Raw genomic sequence first — 23,864 nt, 5'->3', positions numbered from 1 at the left:
GTCTATTTTTTTGCCTGCTGGGACGGAATGACCGGGAACAGCAGATGGGAGTCGTAGCGCTCTCCCGTGCGGATCCGGTGCCTGCCGTGATTGCGTGTCGGCAGATCAAGAATGGCCCCTGGCAGCGTTCCGTGAGCATGGGGGCCAACGGGGTGCCCCGCTATCTCAACAACAAGCCGCTCGCCAGCATGGACCACCATGGATGTTGGCCACAGCGAAAGCTCGATTGGTACGCATTCGCCAGGAATCAGTCGCTCCTCGCTTTTGTGGGTGATCAGCGGCTCCGATGGCGTCGACCGCTCGGGATCGATGGCGCGCTGCGAAACCCTCAGGCGACCAAGCGGGCCGGTGTAGCTGAGGGTACCCGGCAGCTTGCCATCCTGTTCAAGCGATTTCACGAAACCCCGCGCCTGCGGGCCAATAAGCGTGATGTGATGCAGACGCTTCCCGACGGCCGATTCCTTGTAAAGGGCGGCAAAAAGGTCCATGTCATCGGCATCCGCCGCCTCGACCCAGAGGTGGAGATTGAGGTAGCCGGTGATTTCGGTTTCCTCTTCGAACACCTTCGAAAACCTGACGCATTGTGTCAGATCGTCACCGGCATATTCCGCCACCGATGAGGGTGTAAGAGGTGCGTCCGAAAGTCCGAAGGACTGCGCATCGAGATAGAGCTTGCGCCATTCCTGGCGTTCCAGCGGCCAGGACGTTTCGGGCCGATTGACCTGATCTTCGCCGCCGGGATCGAGAATGGACAGCCGTACCTTCGGTGTTTCATCCCAGTCATTGTCGATGTTCTTGAGATAGCGGTCAAAGAACTTCCGGAGATCCGCCGTGCTGCCCGCATCGGCTAGATCGAGCCATTCCTGATTGTTGTGGACACGCAACCATTTGTGCTCCGAGGCCATGCCACGGAATGCTTCCAGCGTTCCGCGCGGATGGATCGCACTTGTGAAACTTGCCACGACATAGGCGGGCACCGTGATCGCCTTCAGGTCGGGACGCTTGTCCTCCCAATAGGCATTGTAGAGCGGATAGCGCTGCGCCATCTTCGTCAGGGCTTCGCGATTGTTACGGCCGAAGATGAAGGCTGCGATGTCCCTGTCATGAAATTTCGTATCCAGAATACCGCCACGCATGACAACGTCGCGATAGCTGTCGTTCAGGCCTTCCCAAGGTGCAATGGCGGCAAGATGCGGTGGCTGCAAGGCGGCGGTGGCCCACTGGATCATGCCGAGCTGGGAATTTCCGGCCATGCCAACCTTGCCGTTGGACCAGTCGCGCTCTCCGAGCCACTCGATCACATCATAGACGTTGCGTCCTGAAGCCGTGCCCATAAAGACTTCATCGCCGCCGGAATTCGACGTGCCGGCGGCATCCACGACAGCCACGGCATAGCCGGCATCGCACCAGATTGCAGGGTCTGGTGCCTCGAAGGACTGAAGACCGGACAGCGTGCTCTGTGGCACGCCGAATTTGGTCGCATTGAAATTCAGGTTCCACCAACCGCCGCGTTTGCAATAGGGCGTATAGGCCAGAATGATGGGCACATTTTTCTGGTTGGAAGGACGGAAAATATCACCGTAGAGGATGGTTCCGTCTCGCAGCGGGATCGCAACATCCTGTTCGAACGTGATGTCACAGGTCAAGGCCAGTGCGCCTTCGACATGGACATAGCCTTTCTTGAGCTCGACTGTTCTGGTGTCGACAGCAGGAACGGGCGGCTCCGATGCCGACAAGGGAGTCGTCGGATCGAAAATGACATTAACACCGAGGGCTTCGATAAATTTTTCCATGGCAAATAGTTCCTCCCTACCGGTTAAAAACGAGGATGGGGCCCGGAACTTTCAGACTTCACGCCGACGTCAAGGCATACAGATGTCTGCCAAATGCCGCGGTGTCATCGCCGACTGGCCTCTCTTCCCGACAGGAAATTGGCACGGCAATCTCCATTTGCGAAATCGATTGTTTGGATAGTTGATATTCGTTTCATGGATATGTGGCCGGTGCGATGACCGCTTAAGTTTGCCAAAATACGACGGCGGTTTGGTCATGCTGGTCAGACCGCATTCCAGGCGCCTTTCACCTGCACGGGATTGGAGATTTCAGTGTCGATTGCTTTGACGGGTGCTGCCGAAGTTTTTACATATAGTATTTCGACGCTGGCAGGCGGAGTTCACTTCATGCGTTCGGCGTCATCCAGAATGATGCTGCGGACCCACTCGGCGGCAAGGTCGCCATTGTGTACTGGCGACCACTGTATGACTTCCGTAAAGGAGGGCAGTGGCATTGGCAGGTCCATCACGCGTACGGGCATGGTCTTGGCAACCTCATCCGCAAGGCGTTTGCACATCGTTCCGACCCGATTTGTCCCTACCAGCAGATGAGGGACCATCGCAAAACTCTGAACCGCAACTTCGACACGGCGCTTTACCCCGTGTTCAAGCATCAGCCAGTCCTCGATGGAGGGTTTGTGTGACCGCCCAAACTGACTGGCGACGTGCCCCATCGACATATATTGGGCGAATGTCAGGGATTCTCCGACAATACTATTTCCCTCCCAGATGACTGCGACCAGCCGATCTTCAAAAAGCCTTGCTTGGGGAAAAGCTTCAGACAGGAAGATATTCGGGAAAATCAGGAAGTCGACCTCACCGCGACGGATCAGTTCATCGGGCTTGTCATCGAATGGAACCAGATCAAATGTGATGTTGGGTGCCGCGCTGGCAATCTGTGCCATGGCGGAAGAAAACAACACGAGCATGGCGTAGTCTGACAAGGCAACCCGAAATCATCGACGTGACGTGGACGGATCGAAGGCGTCCCGCTTGGCAAGCATAGCCTTGATCTGCAGGAGCGCATCGCGGGTGGGACCTGCAAGGCTCTCGGCAACAGGGGTAGGCACCATGCCGCGCGCCTGTATTCTGAAAAGGTCGTCACCGAAATAGGATCGCAGGCGTGCCAGCTCGGCACTCATTGCGGGCTGGCTCAGATTGAGCTTGTTCGCCGCTGCCGTCAGGTTGCGCTCCGTCAGAAGCTCGTCAAGCGCAACCAGAAGATTGAGATCAAGACCCTGAAATCGCATCCCCGTAACCTCCCGGGATATCCATGCCTATCATATCCATATTGCGGATAGTACGCATTTAAACAATCGATTTTTTAAATAGTGCGCAATGTGCTTAGCTACCCATAGGCGACACTGGAGGGTGTCCAACAGGGAGGAAACAAATGGCCTTTAGTCCTTAACACGAAGTTTCGCGGCACCTGCTTCGCTCGACGTTCAGGCGGGCATATCGGCGGTGATACATCCTGCCCGACCATGACTCGTTGGTGACTTCCAGCCTGTTTGGCAGGCACCAAAATCGAATCTTCAGTCCACTAGATCTGCGAACAACTCGTCACGCCATTTCGATGGCTTGCGGTTGCTTCGCCATGACCTTTTTTTAAGGGAAGACCATGAACAACCAAGCCGACAGTAATCCGATAGCAACCAGGACTTTCAGCACCCGTCCGCCGTTTCGTTCATTTGTCGATGGCAAGATGCGTGTCGATAAGAATGTGGCGATTGAGGTCGAAGATGGCCGGATCGTTATGGCAGACGTGTACCGGCCTGATACGACGCAGCAATATCCCGCAGTCATGTGCTTTACGCCCTACGGCAAGGACATTCACTTCGAAACGAAAGAGCCAGCCGTTTACGCGCGCATCTCTATGAAGAACGAGTACGCGGTCTATGAGGCTCCCGATATTCTGCGATGGGTCGCGGATGACTATGCTGTCGTCATCGTAGATGCCTGCGGGCTTGGTGCCTCGCCGGGCGTAGCCGACGTCTGGTCGCCGCGCGATATCGAGGATTACGCCGCCGCAATCGAAGCCATCGCCGTGCAGCCCTGGTGTACCGGTCGAGTCGGTCTAAATGGAATTTCCTATCTCTCGGCAACGCAAATTGCAGTGGCAACGCACAAGCCACCGCACCTCACCTGCATGATCCCCTGGGAAGTTGGCGGCGACAATTACGAGATGACCTATTAGGAAGGCATGTTCAACACCTTCTTCGTCAACTCCTGGTTTGACGCGTGGATCGTGCCCAACCAGCATGGCTATGGAACGCTGCCGCCGCAGGAGCTGGAACGTATGCGCGAGAACTGGCCCGCAAAGGCCATAGCTCACCCCTTCTTCGATGAGTTCTGGGCGGCACGTACACCCGATCTTTCTGTCATCGACGTTCCGTTCCTGACTGCGGCGAACTGGACAGGTTCGCTGCTGTCGCTTCAGCAGCATTTCGATCTGTTTTGCCAGTCCGCCTCGAAGCACAAATGGCTGCGTGCCCATATCGGCGGCCACATTGAGCCCTACTACAGCGAAGAGGGATATGCCGCGCAAAAGAAGTTCATGGATTTCTGGTTGAAGGACATTCAGAACGGTATGATGGAGACACCGCCGCTGACGCTTTGCGTGCGCAGACCCGGTGCCATAGAGTGGATGGAGGCCAGGGAATGGCCGCTACCGCAGACGCAGTGGGTGAAATGGGAACTGGACGCCGAGGCCATGAGCTTGAGCAGCGATCCGGTACAGGGGTCGGCCACTGCCGATCTTCTCGCAGTCCCGATTGAGCCGCCGCGGCTTGAAAAGCCGGCTGAAGATGACAGCGAACACCATGCGGTTCACATGAATGAATCGGTGATGCAAGCCTATATCAAGGATGGCCTGAGCCGCCCGTTGCAGCAATCCTGGAACGCGGTGTTCACGTCCAAACCGCTGGAAGACGATTTGCGGCTGGTCGGCCCGGTCACGGTGCACCTGACGGTCACCGCGTCTGAAGGTGATGCGGACCTGTTTGTCTGCCTGCGCGACATCGCACCTGACGGCACGGAAGTCGTCTATGACGGGTTGGACAATCCCGAGACGCCTCTTGGTCTGGGTTGGGGACGTCTGTCCCGTCGTGAGCTTGACCCCGATCGAATGATCGACGGTTCTCACCGTCCGGTCCACCGGCGCGATTGCGAAAAGGCACCTGCACCCGGAGAAACGGTCACCATCGACATTGCAGTGGGACCGACGAGCGCGGTGTTTGAAAAGGGGCACCGCCTTATCATCGAGGTGTCGACGCGCGACGTCTTCCGCTCATTCCCCTTCTTCCATGTCACGCCGGAGCATCAGCGAATCGGCGGGGAGGTGAAGATCAAGACCGGGAAAGGCGCGAGCTGGGTAGAACTGCCGGTCTGCCCATAACGGCCGGATGATGCCAGCCCACCGTTGGAGGCGGTGGGCTTTTTTAAAAACGGGAGGAGGAAACATGTCAAATCGCAAGGGTCTGCGCGGTATCGCCGCGCTTTACGTCGGCCACATGGCCGGAACGATCGATCTGGCGGCATTGCCACTCTGGATTGGAGTACTGATGGCGCATTATGGGCTGGCACCAGAGCAGGCGGGCCTGACGGTGACGCTTTTCCTTGGCGGTATCGTGGTTATGAGCACCATTCTGGCGCCGAGGTTCGATCGCCTGTCGCCCCGCTGGATCGCATTTGCGGGTTTCTGTGCCGCAGCGCTTTGTTTTTCATGGGCCTGGGGTCTTCCCGTGGCTCCATCAAGCTTCGGCAAGCTTCTTGCCATCCACGGCATAGCGGGACTTTGCGTCGGCTCCGCCCTGTCCATGGTCCATGGCAGTATTGGACGCACGGAAAACCCGCATCGCCATTTCGGGCTTGCAAATGTCATGGTGGGAGTTCTCGCGGTCCTGATGTTCGCATTCATCCCCGGTGAGATCGCAGCTTATGGCGGGCAGGTCGTCATTATGGCGATTGGCGCGGGCGCTATCGCGCTGTTTTTCCCCGAGCAGACCACGCAAGGAGAGGATGCTGCAGATGAGGCTGGAGTTGAAGCCAAATCCGGCGCTGGCCGTGTCCCGCTCATTGCCTATCTGACGATAGCGGCTGTCGTTTGCCTGATGCTCAATCAGTCCATGGTCTTTGCATTCATCGAACGCATAGCAGCGACGCGCGGCTTTGACGCGAGCCAGGTCCAGATACTTCTCGTTCTGCTCGGTTTCATCAATCTCATGCCGGGAGTGTTGGCAGTCCTGCTGCAAAGGCGCTTACCCGCGCTGGCGGTCGGCATCGCTGGCGCACTCACCCAGGCGGCTCTGGCGCTGACATTGACTAACGCCACTGTTTTCAACGCTTTCGCTGCGCCAACGCTATTTTACGCATCGATTGTTCTGTTTACCCACACCTTCCTTTTCGGTGTGCTGTCCCGGCTTGATCCTTCAGGCCGGGCCGTCGCTGCGACACCTGCCATGATGATGACGGGCGCTGCACTTGGCCCGGCGCTGGGCGGCGCCATTGTCGCCATCATTGGCTTTGAAGGTCTCGGTTTGGCGACTTTCTGCTTTTCCGCCATCGCAGCTGCTTTGCTCATGGCGGTCAAGCGCAACCTATCCCGCAGGAAACATGATCTGGTCGCCACGCTTCCCGCGCATTCAAGCTAAGTCGCGGAAAGGCAGCGCGAAGCGGTTTCAGCCCTCCTTGCGCAAAACCCATTCTGCGGCCGCATCGAGTGTCTTGAACTCGGTCATCGATCGCGAGGCGATGGAAGGGACGGCGTCTCTGGCCATTGCGGAAAGATCACCGCCGGGCAGAAGTTCAAGCAGTGTCGTGCAGCCCACTTCCTTGAGGCTTTCCATACAGCCACGCCAGTCGATGCATGTCTCCAGCTGGGCGGAAAGCCGCTGGATGGCGACTTCGCGAGAACGAACGGTTCCGCCATCGATACCGGCCAAGACCGGCGCGGTAGGGCTTTTGAAATCCGCCGCTTCCAATGCCTTTGCAAAGGCAGCGACGGCCGAATGCATCAAAGGCGTATGGGAAGCGATACGCACGGGAAGAGGTGTGACATGCGCGCCGCGTTGTTCGGCATCCCTTGCCGCGCCCGCGATATTGTCCAGAGGTCCAGCGACGACAAAGCGGTCCTCGCCGTTGCGAATTGCGATATGAACGGCGTTGCTGCTGCATATCGGCGACACACTCGTTTCCCGGGGGCCACGAATGGCGATCATGCCGGAAGGTGTCGGGCAAGCCGCGTCCATCAGAGATGCCCTCAGGCTTGCCAGGTGGATCAGGTCCCTCGCGCTGATCGACCCGGCGCATCCATATGCTGCCAGCTCACCGATACTGTAGCCGGCGAAGTAATCGGGCGCGGGAAGGGCGCGTCTGACAATCCGGAACGCCGCCAGTTCCACAGCGCAGATGACCGGTTGTGCAATGGCGTTCTCGTGCAGGCGCCCCTGCCTCACCACCTCGAAAATCGAGCTGCCCATCACCTCCTGAAATGCCACGAAAACATCGGTTGCCTCTGGCGCGTCGCGCAGGCGATCGATCATCTCCGGAGCCTGTGCGCTCTGACCGGGACATAGAATGCCGAGCGTCATTGGCCTGCCCTCACATCATGAAGGAAAATAGCGCATGAAAGAAGATCAGCCGCTCCTCCCGGTGAGATGCGGCGTTGAGAGAACGCCCGATTCAGCTCTGCGGCGCGGTCTATGGAGCCAGAGGCGAAGACGCCGCCGTCAGACAAAAATTCGCGTGCCTGCTGGTGCACGTAATCGAGTCCTTCACGTCCAGCCCGATGCAGGATGTTCGTGTCGTTCAGCACGGACATGAGCGTAAAGAATGTTTGCAACGCTGCCAAATTGCGGTCGCCTGACTGCTTCAACGCATTGTCGTATGTCGGTACAGCCACATGCCTCAGAACCGGGTATCCCAACGCCGCCTGCTCTCTGGCTCCGGGGCCACCATGTCGGGCAATCGCACGTGAGCCATTTGAGTCTACTGGCATGTCCGCCATTAGATCCTTGCCCCATAGCGTGGCGACGGTCATGCAGATTGCATCGGTATCAAGCGGCAAGCGGTTGGCTATATGATATCCAGCAGAGGCGGAAAGCAGTCCGAGATTGAAAATTGCTCCCCGGTGCGTGTTGATACCCGCCGTGGCTGTCAACATGCGTCTTTCGGCATCCATGCCCAGTTGCTTGAGGGTGATGAACCGGCTTTCAAACCCGCCTGCGGCAGCAATCTGGACGAAATAGGTCCTGAGCGAAAACAGGCTGCGCATGAAGGTGGCCATGCTCATATCGTCATGGGCACCGTTGTCGACCGGGCTGACGAGGCCGGGTTTCGGATAAAGCGACAGCTCGGTGTAGAGCGAACGGATCGCCATTCTGCCGAGCACCCGGCTGCTATCCCGCCGGACAATGCGCGGTTGCTCCGCAACTGGGTGAAGCACCGTGGTCATGCGGCACTCCTTGCAACGGACATGAGCGAAGAATATTCAACCAGTCTCGGCCCACCATGCTGTTTGATAAGGATCCGGCTGGGCCGCGCAGCGTATTCCCGCAGATTGACGCCCGAACCGTCTGTCAGCAGCAACTCCCCATCCAGTCGCGGCTTTCCAGCGATGTCGAGAAGCGACTGAACGGCTTCAAGGTAGCTTTCGGGAGTAGAGGTGGAAACGAGCAGATCGAGGTCAGAGCCAGCACGCAAATGGTTTTCGCCGGAAAGATGTGTCCATGCCAGAGACCCAAAGACGTAGAGACTGAGCCCGAACCGCACTGCTGTATTTGATACCAACCGAATGGTGTCCTGCCATTCATCCGGCGCACTGGTGGCGGCATCTTCGAGCGCGACAGGAGGCAAAACGCGATTGATGGCCTCTAGGGCCACGCAAAGTCCAAGTCTGCGTTTTTCTGGGGTCGAAAGACCGAGGCGAATTGTCGTCTCGTCGTCTCCTGCGGCGGAGGAAGCCACGATCAGGGGACGACCCGCATCAACCCAGTCAGGAAGCAGTTCACCCGCTGCGATACCGCAAGGAGAGAGGATCGCGTGTTCACGCCACGAGGATTTGAGCGTGACGAAGCGGTGCCTTTCAGGCCGCATCATGCCGCACCCGATGAGAAACGGAACGTGCCAGCGTCCGTCCCTTGCGTTCTTCTCCGTAGTTGCGGCGGGTATCGCTGCCGGGATCGGGGTTCTCTTCCAGCGCCTTAACCAATGCACTGGCGAGATCGCCGTTCCAGGTTTCACGCACTGCACCCATGGCGACGTAATTGGCAACGCCTGGAGCAAAGACCGCGCTGTCCTTCGACAATTCCTCCAGCCGCTCGACGGGAATTTTCGTCACACGCGACATGGCGGGCAGGTTCATCACCCTTACCTCGGCTTCCGGCAGCGCATAGCAGGCGTCCGCCAAAAGGCTGGACGATAGGAACCCGGCGCTGACGGCTTCTCCATAGACGAGGCCAATAATTTTATGGCCTCGACGTCTCGCCACATCGATACATTTGGCCAGGTGGGCTATATAGCCGTTCAGGCCCAGAAGCTCGTCACGGCGGCTCATTTTCTGACCGGCAGTATCCACCAGAAGCAGGATCGGGCTGCCCGGACGCTCCTTCATGATGCGAATGACCTCTGACGCCATGCGCATGGCCAGATCGATGCCGATATGCGCCTTTTCGCGCGTGCCGATGACCGATACCGGTTGTGAACCAGCCTTTGCAGTCCCCGCGAAGAAGAGACCCTCTGAGGAAATGTCGTGGCCTTGCGGAAACAGGCGGTCGAACAAAACTTCCGGCGTCATCATGCGCTTCTCCTTCCATCGACGGCCTGGTGGAATTCCTCCGTTGTCATCAGGGGAATCCTGTCCACATCGGCAATATCCAGTGCCGACCAGATATCGCTAGCATCCTGCACGTCGCCAAAACGGGCAAGGCGCGCAGAGAGTGCAGCGTGTTCCGCTTCAACGCCATCGAGATCGAGAGGTTTTGCCGTGCCGAGAAGGCCAATCGCTGCGTTTCTGAACGCATCCATGTCATCCGAAACGAGACCTGCGGTCTCGCCGAGGATATAGCGATGCTTGCCGCCAACCGTGCGCCAGACGAGAGCCTTGTCGGATGCATCGAATTCCTCCACGCCCATGGTGGTTTCGATGACTTCGGGCCCGGACAGGCCAAGCCGCCCCTCTTCCGACATGACTATCGATGAGCAAAGCCGCGATGCTATGCCCATGCCGCCAAAGACGCCGTAGCGTCCGCCGTCGAGAACGATGACGGGAATACCGGCGGCGCGCAGATTGAGAATGGCGCGCATGATTTCGGAAACGGCGATCAATCCCGCATTGGCCTCATGCAGCCGCACGCCGCCGGATTCCAGCAGCAGCAGAACCGCACTCGGCTTTTCGTCCAGTCCGCGCTCCAGAAGCCCGGTGATCTTGGCGCCATGCACCTCGCCCACCGCGCCGCCCATGAAGGCACCTTCCTGCGCGGCGATGAGGACGGGCTTGCCGTCCAGCAGTCCCTTGCCGACGGCCACGCCATCATCGAAGGCGGCGGGGGAGCCGAGGACCCGCAGATGCGGGCTTGTCATGCGGTCCTGCGGAGGAAGGAGTTCGATGAAACTGCCTGCGTCCAGCAGGCCGTCAATGCGCTCACGCGCTGTTGCTTCGTACCAGCTTCTGCTCATGATGTCGCCTCGCTGCTTTTGCCCGAATAGGCCTGGAGTGCCTGATCCAGCCGCAGTGCCACGACGGCGGGCGTTGCGCCTGCATCGTTGATCGACACTTTCACGTCGCCGATCTTCCAGCGGTCGAACACATCAGATAGCACCGCCTGCCAGATCGTTCCAAATCCAACCGCCGCAGTTTCCACTTCTACCCGGCATTTGCCAGCGAGATCGCCGGACTCGACGAGCACCTCGAGATTGCCGGAGCCGAGAACGCCGGACAGGATGGGCTTGTTGCGAGCTGCCAGAACAGTGCCGCCTGCAAATTCATATTCCAGTTTTTCCATCGTCGAACCTCACCAGTTCCGGAACCGTGCAGGGGGGCGATAAAGGCCACCCGATGCACGTACGAGATCTTTCATCGATTTGGCTGCCAGAAGATCGCGGCTTGCCAGCGATACATCGACGCCCAGATCGGCTGGCCGTTTGATGATGCCACGGTCCCGCAGATTTTCCACCATGCGCTTGTCGCGACCAAGGCCGACAGCCGTATAGCCCGCAACACCACGAATGGCCTGCTCCCGCTCCTCTGCCGTGCGGCACAGAAGCAGATTGGCAATGCCCTCTTCGGTGAGAATATGGGTTACATCGTCGCCGTAGATCATGACCGGCGGCAGGTCGAGACCAGCGGATTCGGCCAGTTTCCACGCGTCGAGCTTTTCCACGAAGGCCGGTGCCATATGTTCTCGGAAGGTTTCCACCATCTGGACGACGAGCTTGCGGCCGCGCGGCATAGTGCCAGTCGCGGCCTCTTCGCCTGCTTTCAGCCATGCTTTCGAGCCATGCCTGCGCCCTCTGGCATCCGATCCCATATTCGGGGCGCCACCAAATCCGGCAATACGGCCTAGCGTTGCCGTGGAACTGTTGCCATCGAGATCGATCTGCAGGGTGGAGCCAATGAACATGTCGCAGGCATAAAGGCCTGCCGTCTGGCTCAGCGCCCGGTTGGACCGCATCGAGCCATCGCGTCCGGTAAAGAACACGTCCGAGCGGGCGCGGATGTAACCCTCCATGCCCAGTTCCGAGCCGAAAGAATGCACGCTCTGGACAAAGCCTGCCTCGATGGCGGGAATGAGCGCCGGATGCGGATTGAGCGCCCAGTGGGTGGCGATCTTTCCCTTGAGGCCGAGACTTTCCGCATAGGTTGGCAGGATGAGCTCGATTGCTGCGGTATCGAAACCGATGCCGTGGTTGAGGCGCGTCACGCCATATTCGGCATAGATGCCTTTGATGGCCATCATCGCCATCAACACCTGAATTTCCGAAATCTGGGCCGGATCGCGCGTAAAGAGCGGCTCGATGTAGTGTGGCTTGGGGCTTTGCACGACGAAGTCGACCCAGTCGGTGGGAATGTCGACACGCGGCAGCACGTCAACGATCTCGTTGACCTGGGCGATCACGATGCCCTGTCGGAACGCTGTGGATTCGACGATAACAGGCGTGTCTTCAGTGTTGCCGCCGGTATAGAGGTTGCCGGCTCTATCCGCTGCCTGGGCGCAAACGAGGCTTACGCGCGGAGTAAGATCGGTAAAGTACCGACCGAACAGTTCGAGATAGGTATGGATCGCGCCGATACGGAGCTGACCGGCGCTCAAGAGCCTTGCAAGACGCGCCGCCTGCGGTCCCGAAAAGGAAAAATCCAGCTTGGATGCAATGCCCTTCTCGAACACGTCGAGGTGTTCCGGCAGCGCCAGAACCGATTGGACAATGTGCAGATCGTGAACCACTTGCGGATTCACATTTGCCAGAGCCTTTGCCAGGAAATCGGCCTGTTTCTGGTTGTTGCCTTCGATGCACAGCCGATCGCCCGGTTCAATCACGGCCTCCATGAGAGCAATGATCGCATCTGCTTTGACCACCTTGCCGTTTGAGAGCGGTGAAGCCCGTTCCAATCGGCTCGCGCGGTTTGTCGCAAGTTTAGTCCACATGAATGCGCCTCCACAGCATTTGCGCCCATATGTATTCCGCAGCTCAAATTTTATCAACGTATAAATTCATTATTGCCTATTCGCGTTTTTTGCGCATACATACCCCAATGGGTTGTGCGGGGACGCCGCACGGATGGCGAACGGCAAGAGGGTGCCGCTTCCACTCCGACCCACTGGCTTTCGGGAGGAGCTGTCATGTCATCAGAAGTCATTACTATACTCGGGCTCGTCGTCATGTTTATCGTGGCGACTGCCCTGCCGATCAACATGGGCGCGCTGGGTTTTGCCCTCTCGTTCATCATCGGCACGCTCGTCGTCGGCATGAGCGTCAAGCAGATTTTCGAAGGTTTTCCGGGTGACCTTTTCGTCACGCTTGTCGGTATCACCTATCTTTTCGCGATCGCGCAGAACAACGGTACGGTTGACTGGCTGGTTCGGGCCTGCGTTCGGGCCGTCAAGGGGCGCATATCGGCCATTCCGTGGGTCATGTTCTTCGTCTCGGCGCTTTTGACTGCAATTGGTGCTGTCAGCCCGGCGGCGGTTGCCATCATCGCCCCGATTGCCCTGCGCTTTTCGGCAAAATATGGCATCAATCCGCTTCTCATGGGCATCATGGTCATCCATGGCGCACAGGGCGGTGGCTTCTCTCCCATCAGCATTTATGGCGGCATCACCAATCAGGTGGTTCAGCGCGCTGGCCTGCCGGGTGACGAAACCGTTCTCTTCCTCGCCAGCCTCGGCTTTAACCTGCTGATTGCCATCGGCGCAGCCATGGTTCTGGGCAGGAAATCGAAAGCGGCTGCTGGCGCGAACGGTTCCGGCGACGTCTTCACACCGGGCGTATCCGTGGATGTGCGCGGCAGTGGCGGTCATATGGCGATCGATCCGCGCCAACGTGAATCGGAAATGACTGAGGTCACGACGAGCGGCAAGCTTGATCTGGAGCAGGCACTGACATTGACCGGTCTTGCCGCCTTGGCCATTCTGTCTCTGGCATTCAGCCTCAATGTCGGTCTGGTCGCCATGTGCGTCGCTGTCGTTCTGGCACTGGTTTGCCCACGCGGGCAGAAGGGCGCCGTCGACAAGATTGCATGGTCAACCGTGCTGTTGATCGCGGGTGTCATCACCTACATCTCGGTACTGGAGAAATCCGGCGCCATCACCTATGTCGGCAACTCCGTGTCCGCACTGGCCATGCCGCTCGTTGCTGCCCTTCTCCTGTGCTATATCGGCGGCATCGTCTCGGCCTTCGCCTCCTCGGTCGGCGTTATGGGGGCTATGATCCCGCTTGCGGTTCCCATGCTCATGCAGGGTGAAATCGGTACGCCGGGCATGATTGCGGCACTCGCCATTTCCGCCACCATCGTTGACGTTTCGCCCTTCTCGACCAACGGCGCTCTGGTTGTCGCCAACGCCCAGAATGTCGATCAGACGAAGTTCTTCAAGACGTTGCTTTACTACAGCGCATTTGTCGTCGCTGCGGGCCCGCTTCTCGCATGGCTCGTCTTCGTGGCTCCCGGCTGGCTTTGATGCCAGCCCGGATCGCACCCCTCAGTCAACGTCAACAGTAAAGCTGGATGCACATGTCCCAGAAACTATATCCGGTCCTGAAGTCCGCGAGACAACGCACGAAGATCGACAATGAGCGTTACCAGAGATGGTACGAGCAGAGTGTCGAGGATCCGGATGGGTTCTGGGGCAAGCACGGCAAGCGGATAGACTGGTTCAAGCCTTACACCAAGGTCAAGAATACGTCGTTCAAGGGCAAGGTGCCGATCAAGTGGTTCGAGGACGGCCTGACGAATGTCTCCTACAATTGCATCGACCGGCATCTGAAGACCCATGGCGAGCGCACGGCGATCATCTGGGAAGGCGACAACCCCTATATCGACAAGAAGATCACCTATAACCAGCTTTACGATGCGGTGTGTCGTCTGGCCAATGTGATGAAGAAGCACGGCGTCAAGAAGGGCGACCGGGTGACCATCTACATGCCGATGATCCCGGAAGCCACCTATGCGATGCTGGCCTGCGCACGCATCGGGGCGGTGCATTCCGTGGTCTTCGGCGGCTTTTCGCCGGATGCGCTGGCGGGTCGCATCGTCGATTGCGAATCCACCTTCGTCATCACCTGCGACGAGGGCGTGCGCGGCGGCAAGCCGATTGCGCTCAAGGAAAACACCGACAAGGCCATCCACATCGCCGCACGCCAGCATGTCATCGTCAACAAGGTGCTGGTGGTGCGCCGCACCGGCGGCAAGACCAACTGGGCGCCGGGCCGCGACCTCTGGTACCATCAGGAAGTCGCCTCGGTAAAACCCTATTGCGAACCGGCAAAGATGAAGGCGGAAGATCCGCTGTTCATCCTCTACACCTCAGGCTCCACCGGCAAGCCCAAGGGCGTGCTGCACACGACCGGCGGCTATCTGGTCTATGTGTCGATGACGCATGAATATGTCTTCGATTACAATGATGGCGATATCTACTGGTGCACCGCCGATGTCGGCTGGGTGACCGGCCATTCCTACATCGTCTACGGACCGCTCGCCAATTGCGCCACCACCGTCATGTTCGAGGGCGTGCCGAACTTTCCCGATCAGGGTCGCTTCTGGGAAGTCATCGACAAGCATCAGGTCAACATCTTCTACACCGCCCCAACGGCGCTGCGCTCGCTGATGGGCGCGGGCGACGAGTTCGTAAAGCGTTCCTCGCGCTCGTCCCTTCGCCTTCTCGGCACGGTGGGCGAGCCGATCAACCCGGAAGCCTGGGAGTGGTATTACCACGTGGTGGGCGAGGACAAGAGCCCGATTGTCGATACCTGGTGGCAGACGGAAACCGGCGGCATTCTGATCTCGCCACTGCCGGGGGCGACCGATCTCAAGCCCGGCTCGGCCACACGACCCTTCTTCGGCGTGCAGCCGCAACTGGTCGATGCCGAGGGCAAGGTGCTGGAAGGTGCAGCCGATGGCAATCTGTGCATTGTCGACAGCTGGCCGGGTCAGTCGCGCACGGTCTATGGCGATCACCAGCGCTTCGTCGAGACCTATTTCTCCACCTACAAGGGCAAGTACTTCACCGGCGATGGCTGCCGTCGCGATGAAGATGGCTATTACTGGATCACAGGGCGTGTGGATGACGTTCTCAATGTCTCGGGCCACAGGCTGGGCACGGCAGAAGTCGAATCGGCGCTGGTGTCGCACAATCTGGTCTCGGAGGCGGCCGTCGTCGGCTATCCGCATTCCATCAAGGGTCAGGGCATCTATTGCTATGTCACGCTGATGGCGGGGCAGGTGGGTGACGATGCGCTGCGGGCAGAACTCATCAAGCATGTGCGCAACGAAATCGGTCCTGTCGCCACGCCTGACAAGATCCAGTTCTCGCCCGGCCTTCCCAAGACGCGCTCGGGCAAGATCATGCGCCGCATTCTGCGCAAGATCGCCGAGGACGACTTCGGCGCGCTCGGCGATACCTCGACCCTCGCAGACCCAGCCGTCGTCGATGACCTCATCGAAAACAGGCAGAACAGGCAAGAAGCCGCGTGACAGGCGGATTTGGAACTTTAGCCGTCGCTTCAACGATGATACTGAACCTCGCGTGACACCAAGGCGCATTGTCTTGGTGTCACGGATATTCTGAAAGCGAGGAGAGCCCGATGACCACCGGAAGTTCGATCAGTGAGCATATTCGCGTCGTGCTGTCGGATGAGATTTCAACCGGTACAATCCGCCCCGGTTCTGTGCTGGACGAGGGGACGCTGAGCGCCCGGTTTTCGGCCTCTCGCACCCCGGTTCGTGAGGCCCTTCGGCAGCTCGAAGCCAGCGGGTTGGTGGAAATACGGCCGCGCAAAGGGGCCTTCGTCCTGCCACTGACCTTGCCGCGCCTCATGCAGATGTTTGAAGTAACAGCGGAGATCGAGGCCATGTGCGTAGGCCTTGCCACACACCGCATAACCGGGGTGGAGCGTGCCGAACTCCTCGACATTCACCAGAAGGCCTCGGTTGCCGCCCGTGAGGAAAACTTCGAGCAATATGATGAGCTCAATCTTGCTTTCCACGAACTGCTCTATCGCAGTGCCCATAATGATTTTCTGTTCGAGGAACTGATGCGGCTTCGCGGTCGGCTGCTGCCCTTCAGGCGCACCCAGTTACGCTATGCGCAGCGCCTGCATTCGTCCAACAACGAACACGAGGCCATCATCCGGGCGATGATGCAGGGCGATGCCGCACAGGCAAGCCTGATGATGCGCGAACATATGCTCAATGCCGGGGTTGCGCTGGCCCGCTTCATGCGGGCCACAGGCGATCTTGCGGCAGAATAGCGTTGCCGTTTACACGGTGTTGGAGCTCAACACCTTGGCGATTTCGCTGGCAAGTTGATCCTGCGTGTATGGCTTGCCCAGCCGGGTGATCTCAAGATCGGTGCCTTCGGGCAAGTCGGCATAACCGGTGGCGATCAGAATCGGCAAGCCGGGCAGCAACTCCCGCGCCTTTCGCGACAGCTCGGCGCCATTCATTCCGGGCATGGAAAAATCGGTGACCAGCAGGTCGAATGTCGGGTCCTGCGACAGAATATCGAGCGCCTGCATACCGGAATTCGCCTCGATCACATCGTGTCCGAGATCTTCCAGCATGTCGACGGAACTCATCGCAATCAGCGCATCGTCATCGACCATCAGGATTTTCAGGCGCTTGTCGCCGGAATTGTCAGGGAGCGGCGCTGCAGCCACCACGTGAGACTGCTCCGGCATTTTGTCACTGATCGGGATCCAGAGTTCAGCGGTCGTGCCGTCGCCTTTCACGCTGCGCAGAACCAGCGCGCCTTTCAGCTGGAGAGCAAGTCCGTGGATCATCGACAGGCCAAGGCCGGTGCCCTTGCCCAATTCCTTGGTCGAGAAAAACGGATCTATTGCCTTTCTCAGCGTTTCCGGGTCCATGCCGACACCCGTGTCTGAAACCGACAGCACGACATAGTCGCCTGCGGCAAGCTCTGGCGTGGCACGCGCATTGCTGTCCTTTCGCAGCCCAATGGAAATCGTGCCACCATCCGGCGTTGCGTCGCGGGCATTGACGACAAGATTGAGGAGCGCCAGTTCGATCTGGTTTGCATCGCCAAGTGCCAGGGGCATATCGGCCTCCAACGACCAATCCAGCACCAGTCCGGAGCCCACGGACCGCCGCAGCAGATCTTCCATACCCTCCACAAGTCTTGGCATGTCCACCGGCTTGACCTGCAGGTCCTGACGCCGGGCAAAGGCCAGAAGACGCTGGGTCAGCGATGCACCGCGCTTGGCGCCTTTCAGCGCCCCGTCAATCAGCCGCATTGCCCTGTCATCGCCCGCGGCATGTTTGGCCAAGAGTTCCAGGTTGCCCATGACCGCCATCAGCAGATTGTTGAAATCATGCGCGACACCCCCGGTCAACTGGCCGATTGCTTCCATCTTCAATGCTTGGCGAAGCTGTTCTTCGGCGCGCTGGCGATGTTCCATTTCCGCCATCATGGTTTCATGGGCCTTCAGCAATTCCGCCGTTCGCTCGGCAACCCTCAGCTCCAGCGTCTCGTTGATCAGGCGCTGTTTCTCCAGCACCTCCATCCGTTCCGTAATGTCAGCACAAACGCCTACCATCTTGACCGCGACGCCCTGTCTGTCGCGATAGAGCTTGGCGTTGATTGCGGCCCAGTGCAATGACCCGTCTTTCCAGACGATCCGGTGTTCAATCGCACATTCCCGGCCGCTGTCGATCGTGTCCTGAATGGCCGCCTGCATTCGCGCCCGGTCATCGGGGTGGACACCGGCAATAAGCAGATCGTAGTCGAAACGATCGTCAGATTCATAACCGAATATTGCTTTGCACCGTGCCGAACAGATCAAGGTCTTCGAAGCAAGCTCGAGCTCCCAGGAGCCCAGACGACCAGCGTTCAATGCTGTCTGCAACCATCGTTCCCCGTCGGCCAGAGCCTCGATCTGCAGGCGCGCATCGAACTGCCGCAGACGGTTTCGATAAGCCGTGCGCGACGCGCTGATGAAGGTCGTCGCGTGGAATGGTCGCTCCACGAAGCTCACATTTCCCAGGATTTCCGACAGGCGCAGTGCCGCCGGATTGCGCTCCGGGCCGCCGCCGCGATGGGTGAGCACGATAAAGGGGAGGTCCGACCATGCGGCCTGCGCACTGACCCATCCCGAAAGCGAGCGCAGATCGGCTGAACGCAAGGTTTCCTCCATCACGACGACGAAGGCAACGTCGTCGTTGAGGCTCCCGACCATCTCGGCGAGCGTTTCAACAGGTCTGGATGCTATCTGCGCTTCTTTCAGAAGGGCCGCGGCGATCTGGTAATCCCGGCCGGTGGGCGCGTAGACGATAGCCTGATGTCCGGGTTCAAAAATTTTCCGAACTCCTGTCCGAGAGCGCAAGTCCAGGTGGCTCTGTCAACACCGGCACACCGCGCAGCACGCCCTGAAAGCCGGAAACGGGTTCTCCGAGCGTCAGGCCGCGATCGTCGATCTTGTATTCGCGAATGGTGTCCTCGTGGTGCCCGGTGCGCTTCTTGATCACGGAGACGGCGCGTCTGACCCGTCCGGCCGCTTCGAAATAGCGCAGCAGAATCACCGTGTCGGCCAGGTAGGTGACGTCGACAGGCGATTTCATGTCGCCGACCAGTCCATGCTGGGCAACTGTCAGGAAGGTATTGGCCCCCTGGCGGTTCAGGAATTGCAGCAATTCGTGCATATGGAGGATCAAAGCGTTTTCTTCCGGCATGGATGCCTGGTAGCCATTGACGCTGTCGATCAGCACGGATTTCGCATCGTAGGTCGCAACTCTTTCGCGTACACGCTGCGCAAATTCGCCCGGCGACAACTCGGCGGCGTCAAGCTGTTCGATGTGGAGCAAGCCCTCGTCGCGCAGTTTCTGCAGATCGATGCCGATCTCGCGCATACGGTCGAAAAGAAGGCCAAGTTCTTCGTCGAAAACGAAGACGGCTGCCTTCTCGCCGCGCTTGATGGCGGCATCGATGAACTGAAAGCCAAAAATGCTCTTGCCGGTGCCTGCCGGGCCGATCAACAGCGTGCTGGATCCGCGATTGATGCCTCCGCCTAAGAGCCCGTCCAGTCTTTCGATACCGGTGCTTAAAATATCGCGCTTGAAGGATGTCTTGTGTTCAATCGCCCTCAATCTCGGGAAGACCGCAACGCCGCCCGTGCGAATGACGAAGTCATGGTAACCGCCACGATAAGCCTGTCCACGGTATTTGAGAATGCGAACCCTGCGGCGCTCTGAGCCATAATTGGGCGAAAGTTCCTCCAGATGGATAACGCCGTGGACGACGCTGTGGACCGTCTTGTCGAGCACATCGGCTGTCAGATCGTCCAGCAGGAGGACGGTAGCCCCGGATCTCGAAAAATAATGCTTCAGGGCGAGGATCTGACGGCGATAGCGCAGCGAGCTCTGGGCCAGCAGCCGGATTTCCGAAAGGCTGTCTATCACGACGCGGTCGGGCTTCACCCGTTCGAATGCACTGAAGATGAGCTTGGTGGTTTCCCCCAGTTCAAGATCGGAGGAGTAGAGAAGGCTTTGTTGCTGGTCGCTGTCCAGAAGGCTTTCCGGCGGCACCAGCTCGAAGATTTCGATGTTCTCATTGAGAACCATATTGTGGGACGCGGCGCTGTCGCGCAGCTCCTCTTCCGACTCCGAAAGGCTGATGTAGAGGCACTTTTCGCCCCGCATCGCACCTTCGATCAAAAACTGAAGAGAGACCGTCGTCTTGCCAGTTCCAGGAGAGCCCTCTAGCAGAAAGACATGGCGGCGGGACAGCCCGCCCGACAGGATATCATCGAGCCCTTCGACGCCGGTGGTTGCTTTACTCAAGATATCTCGCATATTTCTTCCTGGATTAACGCTTAAGGCTAGAGCCCGATACTGGAGATAACGGACGCATATTGTATATAACTAAACGATGAAATGGATTGTTGCGAGCGCTGTGTTCGCAAACCACAAATTTGACATTTCTCAAGTATCTTTCACAACTGTGGCAGGTATCGGGCTGGCTGCTTTCTTGGAAAGTGAGGACGCGGTCCTGCGGTTTCAAGTGCTCTGCCACATCTTTCAGTTGCCGGTTGCGACCTGATGAATCGGTGCTTTCGCTCTTGCGGTTCCGGTCCCAAAAAAACCAGTGTGTGTCGGGCTTGCGGCGTGCTATGGAGGGCTGATCAGGAAAGCATTTTCACAGATGAATGACATTTCAAAAGACCAGCCAAGCCCTGCCAATATCGCCGATCTTCCCAATCTTGCAGCCGCGTTGGATGATGATCGTTTTCGGCAATTTCTCGACCATGTCCCCTTTGCGGTTGCTGTAGCCGAATTTGGCGACAGTGAGCAGATCGTCTATGGAAATCTCGAATTCGAGCGGTTGACGGCATTGCCTTCGGAGCAGCTGCAGGGCCAGCCATGGTCGGTGCTGCCTGTGGGCACCCCGCTTGCCGATGGTCCGGAACTGGCCGCTGCACTTTTGGAGAACGAGGAATATCTCGGCGCTTTCACCATTCAGACCGATGAGGCAACCCTCGTCGTGGATGCCTGGTCCAATACGATCGTCGATGAATCCGAAGAGCCGCTGTTTCGCCTTCTGGCCATGTCCTCGCGCGAAAGATCCGATGTCACGGCAGCGCTCAGTGAAAGCCTCGCGGAAAAGGATGTTCTCCTCAAAGAGCTGCAGCATCGGGTGAAGAACAATCTCCAGATGATCACGGCGCTCATCCGCATGGAAGCCCGCAACGCACAGGGCAAGGAAGAAAGCATTCAGTTCGGCCGGTTGGCAGGACGGATCGATGCGCTCTCTATCCTTTATCGGTCCCTCTATAGCGGCCAGGAAACAGAGACAGTCGATCTCGGCATTTATGTGAGCCAGATTGCGTCTTCGGTCATGGCGGCCCATGCCGTCGAGGGTATTCGTCTCGATCTCAAGATCGATACCTGGCCGGTCTCGGTCAACGTCGCCATGCCGGTTGGCCTCGTGATCAACGAACTCATGACAAATGCCCTGAAACACGCTTTTGTCGGGCGCGACAGCGGTTTGATCGCCGTTCGCTGTGTTGTGGACGATACTGGCTGCAAGATTCTTGTTACCGACGACGGCATAGGTCTTGCCGAAGCGTCGGATTGGCCAAGACGCGGCAAGCTCAGCGCCATGATCGTGGAATCGGTCAAACGAAACGCCAATGCCGAGATCACAGTGGAGTCTGAGCCGGGCAAGGGAATGACCGTGACGATTTCCTTCAAGCGCAGTGATGCGGTGGATGAGTAAGGTTCCGCGCCTTCAAGCGTGCCGTCGCAGCCAGTCCTGCAGATCAAGTTCGGCACGTTCCAGGGTGACCTGATTGAGCAGTTTGCGCAGCATTGCCTCGGTCACGGCGCGCGATCTGAAATTGTAGCGCGGTTCCTTGCCCGCTTCCGACCGCTCATAGACACCGAGCTTTTCGTAGATTTGCTGCAGGCGGTTCTGCACGCTCCTGAGTGAAAGGTTGCGGCGTCGCGCGATGATGCGGTCGGTCAGTCCGAGTGCGATGTCGATCAGCACTTCATATTCGGTTTCGCTGAAACCCTGCAGATGGCCAAGGCTCTTTTGCTGCATACCTCGTATTTCGCTGTCGATGACACATTGCGCCTCGATGAAGATGGATCGCAACGCCAGGCGAAGCCTCTCGTCGGAGGCCGATTTCAACACATATCCATAGGCGGCATTATCGGGCACGATGCGTGCAATGCCGCGCACATTGGCCTCGTCGGCATAATTGGACCAGAAAAGAATGCGCGTCTGCGGGCGCTCGCGCCAGATTGTCCGTGCGGCCTCTATGCCGTTTCGAGGGCTCATCTGCAGGTCCATGACGATCCACTCGAAATGGTGGTCACGGGCGAGCTTTTCGCCCGCCGTCCCGTCGCCAGCTTCCAGAACGAGGTCGCATTCCGGCAGCGCTGCTCTGACCGCTTCGTTGAGATAGGAACGATGAAGCGGATCGTCCTCCACGATGAGAACCTTCATGGGGTTTTCTCCTCCTGCGCAATCGGCAGCGTCACACGCACATAGGTTTTTCCATTCCTGCCACCACAGAAAAAGCGCGCTCCTATCAGCCGTGCGCGCACACGCATGTTCTCAAGTCCGCTGCCAATGTTCGTCTCGGTCTTGCCACCGCCGATGCCAATGCCGTTGTCGGATATGGCCAGCGTCAGCGCGTCGTCGTTACGCGTCAGGGCAACCGCTATGTGGTCCGCCTGGGAGTGGCGGATGGCGTTGTTGATGGCTTCCTGAGCGATGCGGAAAAGCGCAATGGCGACATTGGCCGGCAGCCTGCCGCTCTCGCCGTCGGAGCCGTCCTTCAGGCCCCAGGTCATGGACAGGCCGCTGTCACGGGTCGACCGTTCGAGATGGTTTTCGATGGCATCGACAAGGCCGAAAAGCTGCAGGACCGAAGGTCGAGCCTGTTCGATGATCTGACGCAGATCCTGCATTGATTGTTGCAGGCTGCGAAATAGCGGCTTCAGATCCTGACCGGGCACGGATGGCAGAAGGCTGAGCCGTTCCAGACGTTTGGCAAAGCGGGTCAGATCGCCAAGCGTCTGGTCATGCAGATCCATGCCGATCCGCTGTCGCTCCGCCTCCAGAAGTTCAGTCAGGCGCGCCGCGCCCTGCCGCAGCGCCTCCTCGCGCACACGGGCTGCGGCCTCCACAATGGCCGATTGCTTGGCCTGCTCGGCAGCCCTGATGGCATAGAAATAGGGGGCCAGAAGATCGCCGATGGATTGCGCGCGGGCAAGATCGCGCGGCCCGTAATGATCGACCGTCAGGCTGGAGAAGGACAACGCGCCGATGGTTTCGCCATGGACTTTCAAGGCAACATGCAGGCGGCTCTTGAGACCGTGTTCGTGGATCGGATCGCAGAACGAGCCCTCGAAATGAAACCGTGGATCGAGCGATGCATCGGCGGTAATGAAACTGTCCGTCTGGCCTTCGAGCAGCGCCCGCAACGGACTGTTTTCGATCAGCGCTGGCGGTCTTTTGCTCCAGTCGGTTTCCAGCCCGCTTTCATAGGCTGTGTGAAAGGTGCTGCCCGGCGCGATGATGCAGACATCCATGTGGTCGTGCGGAATGATCTGCGCGATTTCCTGCGCAACGGTACGAATGGCCGACTGGAAATCCAGCTGCCCTGCCAGCAGCCTGGCAATGGTCAGGTACTGGCGAAACGAAGAAGCCGCAGCGTCCTCAATCATGGTCTCCTCCCGGATACGCGCCACCCCTCCCGGACGTTGCGTATCGTCTCTATTCATTCCTTATCACAGGTCCCATGTCTTGCGGGAAACCGCAACTGATCTGCTAGAACCCGCAGCTGCGTGGCCCAGAT

General features: G+C 58.5%; 19 protein-coding genes and 1 pseudogene. 7 read left to right on the top strand and 13 right to left on the bottom strand.

Annotation, left to right across the window (positions count from 1 at the left end; translation table 11 throughout):
* Positions 1-2 precede the first annotated feature (2 nt).
* Both QRN85_RS00365 and QRN85_RS00360 read right to left on the bottom strand, forming a co-directional pair.
* Positions 3-1,793, bottom strand: a complete 1,791-nt coding sequence (locus QRN85_RS00365; RefSeq protein ID WP_284756749.1) for a CocE/NonD family hydrolase — start codon at positions 1,791-1,793, stop codon at positions 3-5.
* 380 nt (positions 1,794-2,173) lie between these two features.
* Positions 2,174-3,082: pseudogene (locus QRN85_RS00360) on the bottom strand (LysR family transcriptional regulator).
* Positions 3,083-3,453: 371 nt separating this feature from the next.
* Between QRN85_RS00360 and QRN85_RS00355 the strand changes: the two are divergent.
* The 3 genes from QRN85_RS00355 (at position 3,454) to QRN85_RS00345 (ending at position 6,484) form a co-directional block, all read left to right on the top strand.
* On the top strand, positions 3,454-4,029 hold the full coding sequence (locus tag QRN85_RS00355) for a CocE/NonD family hydrolase (RefSeq protein ID WP_284756748.1): 576 nt from the start codon (positions 3,454-3,456) through the stop codon (positions 4,027-4,029).
* Between the two features lie 6 nt (positions 4,030-4,035).
* Positions 4,036-5,229, top strand: a complete 1,194-nt coding sequence (locus QRN85_RS00350; protein ID WP_284756746.1) for a CocE/NonD family hydrolase — start codon at positions 4,036-4,038, stop codon at positions 5,227-5,229.
* Positions 5,230-5,293: 64 nt separating this feature from the next.
* Complete coding sequence (locus tag QRN85_RS00345; RefSeq protein ID WP_284756744.1) at positions 5,294-6,484, top strand: MFS transporter; 1,191 nt, start codon at positions 5,294-5,296, stop codon at positions 6,482-6,484.
* 27 nt (positions 6,485-6,511) lie between these two features.
* Here the strand turns inward: QRN85_RS00345 and QRN85_RS00340 are convergent, their stop codons facing one another.
* Genes QRN85_RS00340 through mdcA form a run of 7 tightly spaced genes read right to left on the bottom strand, consistent with a single transcriptional unit; the run spans position 6,512 to position 12,475 of the window.
* The gene (locus tag QRN85_RS00340; protein ID WP_284756742.1) at positions 6,512-7,423 is read right to left on the bottom strand and encodes an ACP S-malonyltransferase; all 912 of its coding nucleotides are present in this window, start codon (positions 7,421-7,423) and stop codon (positions 6,512-6,514) included.
* The gene (gene mdcB, locus QRN85_RS00335) at positions 7,420-8,286 is read right to left on the bottom strand and encodes a triphosphoribosyl-dephospho-CoA synthase MdcB (RefSeq protein WP_284756740.1); all 867 of its coding nucleotides are present in this window, start codon (positions 8,284-8,286) and stop codon (positions 7,420-7,422) included. Before mdcB ends, QRN85_RS00340 begins: the two co-directional genes overlap by 4 nt.
* Positions 8,283-8,930 carry a malonate decarboxylase holo-[acyl-carrier-protein] synthase gene (gene mdcG / locus QRN85_RS00330; protein WP_284756738.1) on the bottom strand — a complete coding sequence of 216 codons (648 nt, stop codon included), beginning with the start codon at positions 8,928-8,930 and terminating at the stop codon, positions 8,283-8,285. The genes mdcB and mdcG overlap by 4 nt, the downstream gene beginning before the upstream one ends.
* The gene (mdcE, locus tag QRN85_RS00325; RefSeq protein ID WP_284756737.1) at positions 8,917-9,630 is read right to left on the bottom strand and encodes a biotin-independent malonate decarboxylase subunit gamma; all 714 of its coding nucleotides are present in this window, start codon (positions 9,628-9,630) and stop codon (positions 8,917-8,919) included. Before mdcE ends, mdcG begins: the two co-directional genes overlap by 14 nt.
* Positions 9,627-10,508, bottom strand: coding sequence for a biotin-independent malonate decarboxylase subunit beta (locus QRN85_RS00320; RefSeq protein ID WP_284756735.1), 882 nt, complete (start codon positions 10,506-10,508; stop codon positions 9,627-9,629). Before QRN85_RS00320 ends, mdcE begins: the two co-directional genes overlap by 4 nt.
* Positions 10,505-10,834 (bottom strand): malonate decarboxylase acyl carrier protein, encoded by a 330-nt coding sequence (mdcC, locus tag QRN85_RS00315; RefSeq protein WP_284756733.1) that lies wholly within the window; start codon positions 10,832-10,834, stop codon positions 10,505-10,507. The genes QRN85_RS00320 and mdcC overlap by 4 nt, the downstream gene beginning before the upstream one ends.
* 9 nt (positions 10,835-10,843) lie before the next feature.
* Positions 10,844-12,475, bottom strand: coding sequence for a malonate decarboxylase subunit alpha (mdcA, locus tag QRN85_RS00310; RefSeq protein ID WP_284756731.1), 1,632 nt, complete (start codon positions 12,473-12,475; stop codon positions 10,844-10,846).
* A 195-nt stretch (positions 12,476-12,670) separates the two neighbouring features.
* On the opposite strand from mdcA, the gene QRN85_RS00305 reads away from it, so the two are divergent.
* From QRN85_RS00305 to QRN85_RS00295, 3 genes are all read left to right on the top strand, one after another.
* Positions 12,671-14,005 (top strand): SLC13 family permease, encoded by a 1,335-nt coding sequence (locus tag QRN85_RS00305; protein WP_284756729.1) that lies wholly within the window; start codon positions 12,671-12,673, stop codon positions 14,003-14,005.
* Positions 14,006-14,058: 53 nt separating this feature from the next.
* Positions 14,059-16,017 (top strand): acetate--CoA ligase, encoded by a 1,959-nt coding sequence (acs, locus tag QRN85_RS00300; RefSeq protein WP_284756727.1) that lies wholly within the window; start codon positions 14,059-14,061, stop codon positions 16,015-16,017.
* Positions 16,018-16,127: 110 nt separating this feature from the next.
* Positions 16,128-16,793 (top strand): GntR family transcriptional regulator, encoded by a 666-nt coding sequence (locus QRN85_RS00295; RefSeq protein WP_284756725.1) that lies wholly within the window; start codon positions 16,128-16,130, stop codon positions 16,791-16,793.
* A gap of 9 nt (positions 16,794-16,802) precedes the next feature.
* Here QRN85_RS00295 and QRN85_RS00290 read toward each other — a convergent pair whose 3' ends face one another.
* Both QRN85_RS00290 and QRN85_RS00285 read right to left on the bottom strand, forming a co-directional pair.
* On the bottom strand, positions 16,803-18,884 hold the full coding sequence (locus QRN85_RS00290; protein WP_284756723.1) for an ATP-binding protein: 2,082 nt from the start codon (positions 18,882-18,884) through the stop codon (positions 16,803-16,805).
* A complete protein-coding gene (locus QRN85_RS00285; protein WP_284756721.1) occupies positions 18,850-20,349 on the bottom strand; it encodes an ATPase domain-containing protein in 1,500 nt (499 codons plus the stop codon). Before QRN85_RS00285 ends, QRN85_RS00290 begins: the two co-directional genes overlap by 35 nt.
* Positions 20,350-20,698: 349 nt before the next feature.
* Between QRN85_RS00285 and QRN85_RS00280 the strand changes: the two genes are divergently transcribed.
* Complete coding sequence (locus tag QRN85_RS00280; RefSeq protein WP_062588962.1) at positions 20,699-21,772, top strand: sensor histidine kinase; 1,074 nt, start codon at positions 20,699-20,701, stop codon at positions 21,770-21,772.
* Positions 21,773-21,784: 12 nt separating this feature from the next.
* Here QRN85_RS00280 and QRN85_RS00275 read toward each other — a convergent pair whose 3' ends face one another.
* Both QRN85_RS00275 and QRN85_RS00270 read right to left on the bottom strand, forming a co-directional pair.
* Positions 21,785-22,507 carry a response regulator transcription factor gene (locus tag QRN85_RS00275; protein WP_062588961.1) on the bottom strand — a complete coding sequence of 241 codons (723 nt, stop codon included), beginning with the start codon at positions 22,505-22,507 and terminating at the stop codon, positions 21,785-21,787.
* A complete protein-coding gene (locus tag QRN85_RS00270; protein WP_284756717.1) occupies positions 22,504-23,733 on the bottom strand; it encodes a GAF domain-containing sensor histidine kinase in 1,230 nt (409 codons plus the stop codon). The genes QRN85_RS00275 and QRN85_RS00270 overlap by 4 nt, the downstream gene beginning before the upstream one ends.
* Positions 23,734-23,864: the final 131 nt, after the last annotated feature.

It is taken from the genome of Agrobacterium sp. fls2-241-TYG-188a (assembly GCF_030209845.1).
Note: the sequence above shows the minus strand (reverse complement) of the source record. Positions and strands in the feature narration are given on the sequence as shown.

Coding starts and splice junctions, on each gene's coding strand:
- QRN85_RS00365 (WP_284756749.1), bottom strand. CDS start 1,793: ATGGAAAAATTTATCGAAGCCCTCGGTGTTAATGTCATTTTCGATCCG.
- QRN85_RS00355 (WP_284756748.1), top strand. CDS start 3,454: ATGAACAACCAAGCCGACAGTAATCCGATAGCAACCAGGACTTTCAGC.
- QRN85_RS00350 (WP_284756746.1), top strand. CDS start 4,036: ATGTTCAACACCTTCTTCGTCAACTCCTGGTTTGACGCGTGGATCGTG.
- QRN85_RS00345 (WP_284756744.1), top strand. CDS start 5,294: ATGTCAAATCGCAAGGGTCTGCGCGGTATCGCCGCGCTTTACGTCGGC.
- QRN85_RS00340 (WP_284756742.1), bottom strand. CDS start 7,423: ATGACGCTCGGCATTCTATGTCCCGGTCAGAGCGCACAGGCTCCGGAG.
- mdcB (WP_284756740.1), bottom strand. CDS start 8,286: ATGACCACGGTGCTTCACCCAGTTGCGGAGCAACCGCGCATTGTCCGG.
- mdcG (WP_284756738.1), bottom strand. CDS start 8,930: ATGATGCGGCCTGAAAGGCACCGCTTCGTCACGCTCAAATCCTCGTGG.
- mdcE (WP_284756737.1), bottom strand. CDS start 9,630: ATGATGACGCCGGAAGTTTTGTTCGACCGCCTGTTTCCGCAAGGCCAC.
- QRN85_RS00320 (WP_284756735.1), bottom strand. CDS start 10,508: ATGAGCAGAAGCTGGTACGAAGCAACAGCGCGTGAGCGCATTGACGGC.
- mdcC (WP_284756733.1), bottom strand. CDS start 10,834: ATGGAAAAACTGGAATATGAATTTGCAGGCGGCACTGTTCTGGCAGCT.
- mdcA (WP_284756731.1), bottom strand. CDS start 12,475: ATGTGGACTAAACTTGCGACAAACCGCGCGAGCCGATTGGAACGGGCT.
- QRN85_RS00305 (WP_284756729.1), top strand. CDS start 12,671: ATGTCATCAGAAGTCATTACTATACTCGGGCTCGTCGTCATGTTTATC.
- acs (WP_284756727.1), top strand. CDS start 14,059: ATGTCCCAGAAACTATATCCGGTCCTGAAGTCCGCGAGACAACGCACG.
- QRN85_RS00295 (WP_284756725.1), top strand. CDS start 16,128: ATGACCACCGGAAGTTCGATCAGTGAGCATATTCGCGTCGTGCTGTCG.
- QRN85_RS00285 (WP_284756721.1), bottom strand. CDS start 20,349: ATGCGAGATATCTTGAGTAAAGCAACCACCGGCGTCGAAGGGCTCGAT.
- QRN85_RS00280 (WP_062588962.1), top strand. CDS start 20,699: ATGAATGACATTTCAAAAGACCAGCCAAGCCCTGCCAATATCGCCGAT.
- QRN85_RS00275 (WP_062588961.1), bottom strand. CDS start 22,507: ATGAAGGTTCTCATCGTGGAGGACGATCCGCTTCATCGTTCCTATCTC.
- QRN85_RS00270 (WP_284756717.1), bottom strand. CDS start 23,733: ATGATTGAGGACGCTGCGGCTTCTTCGTTTCGCCAGTACCTGACCATT.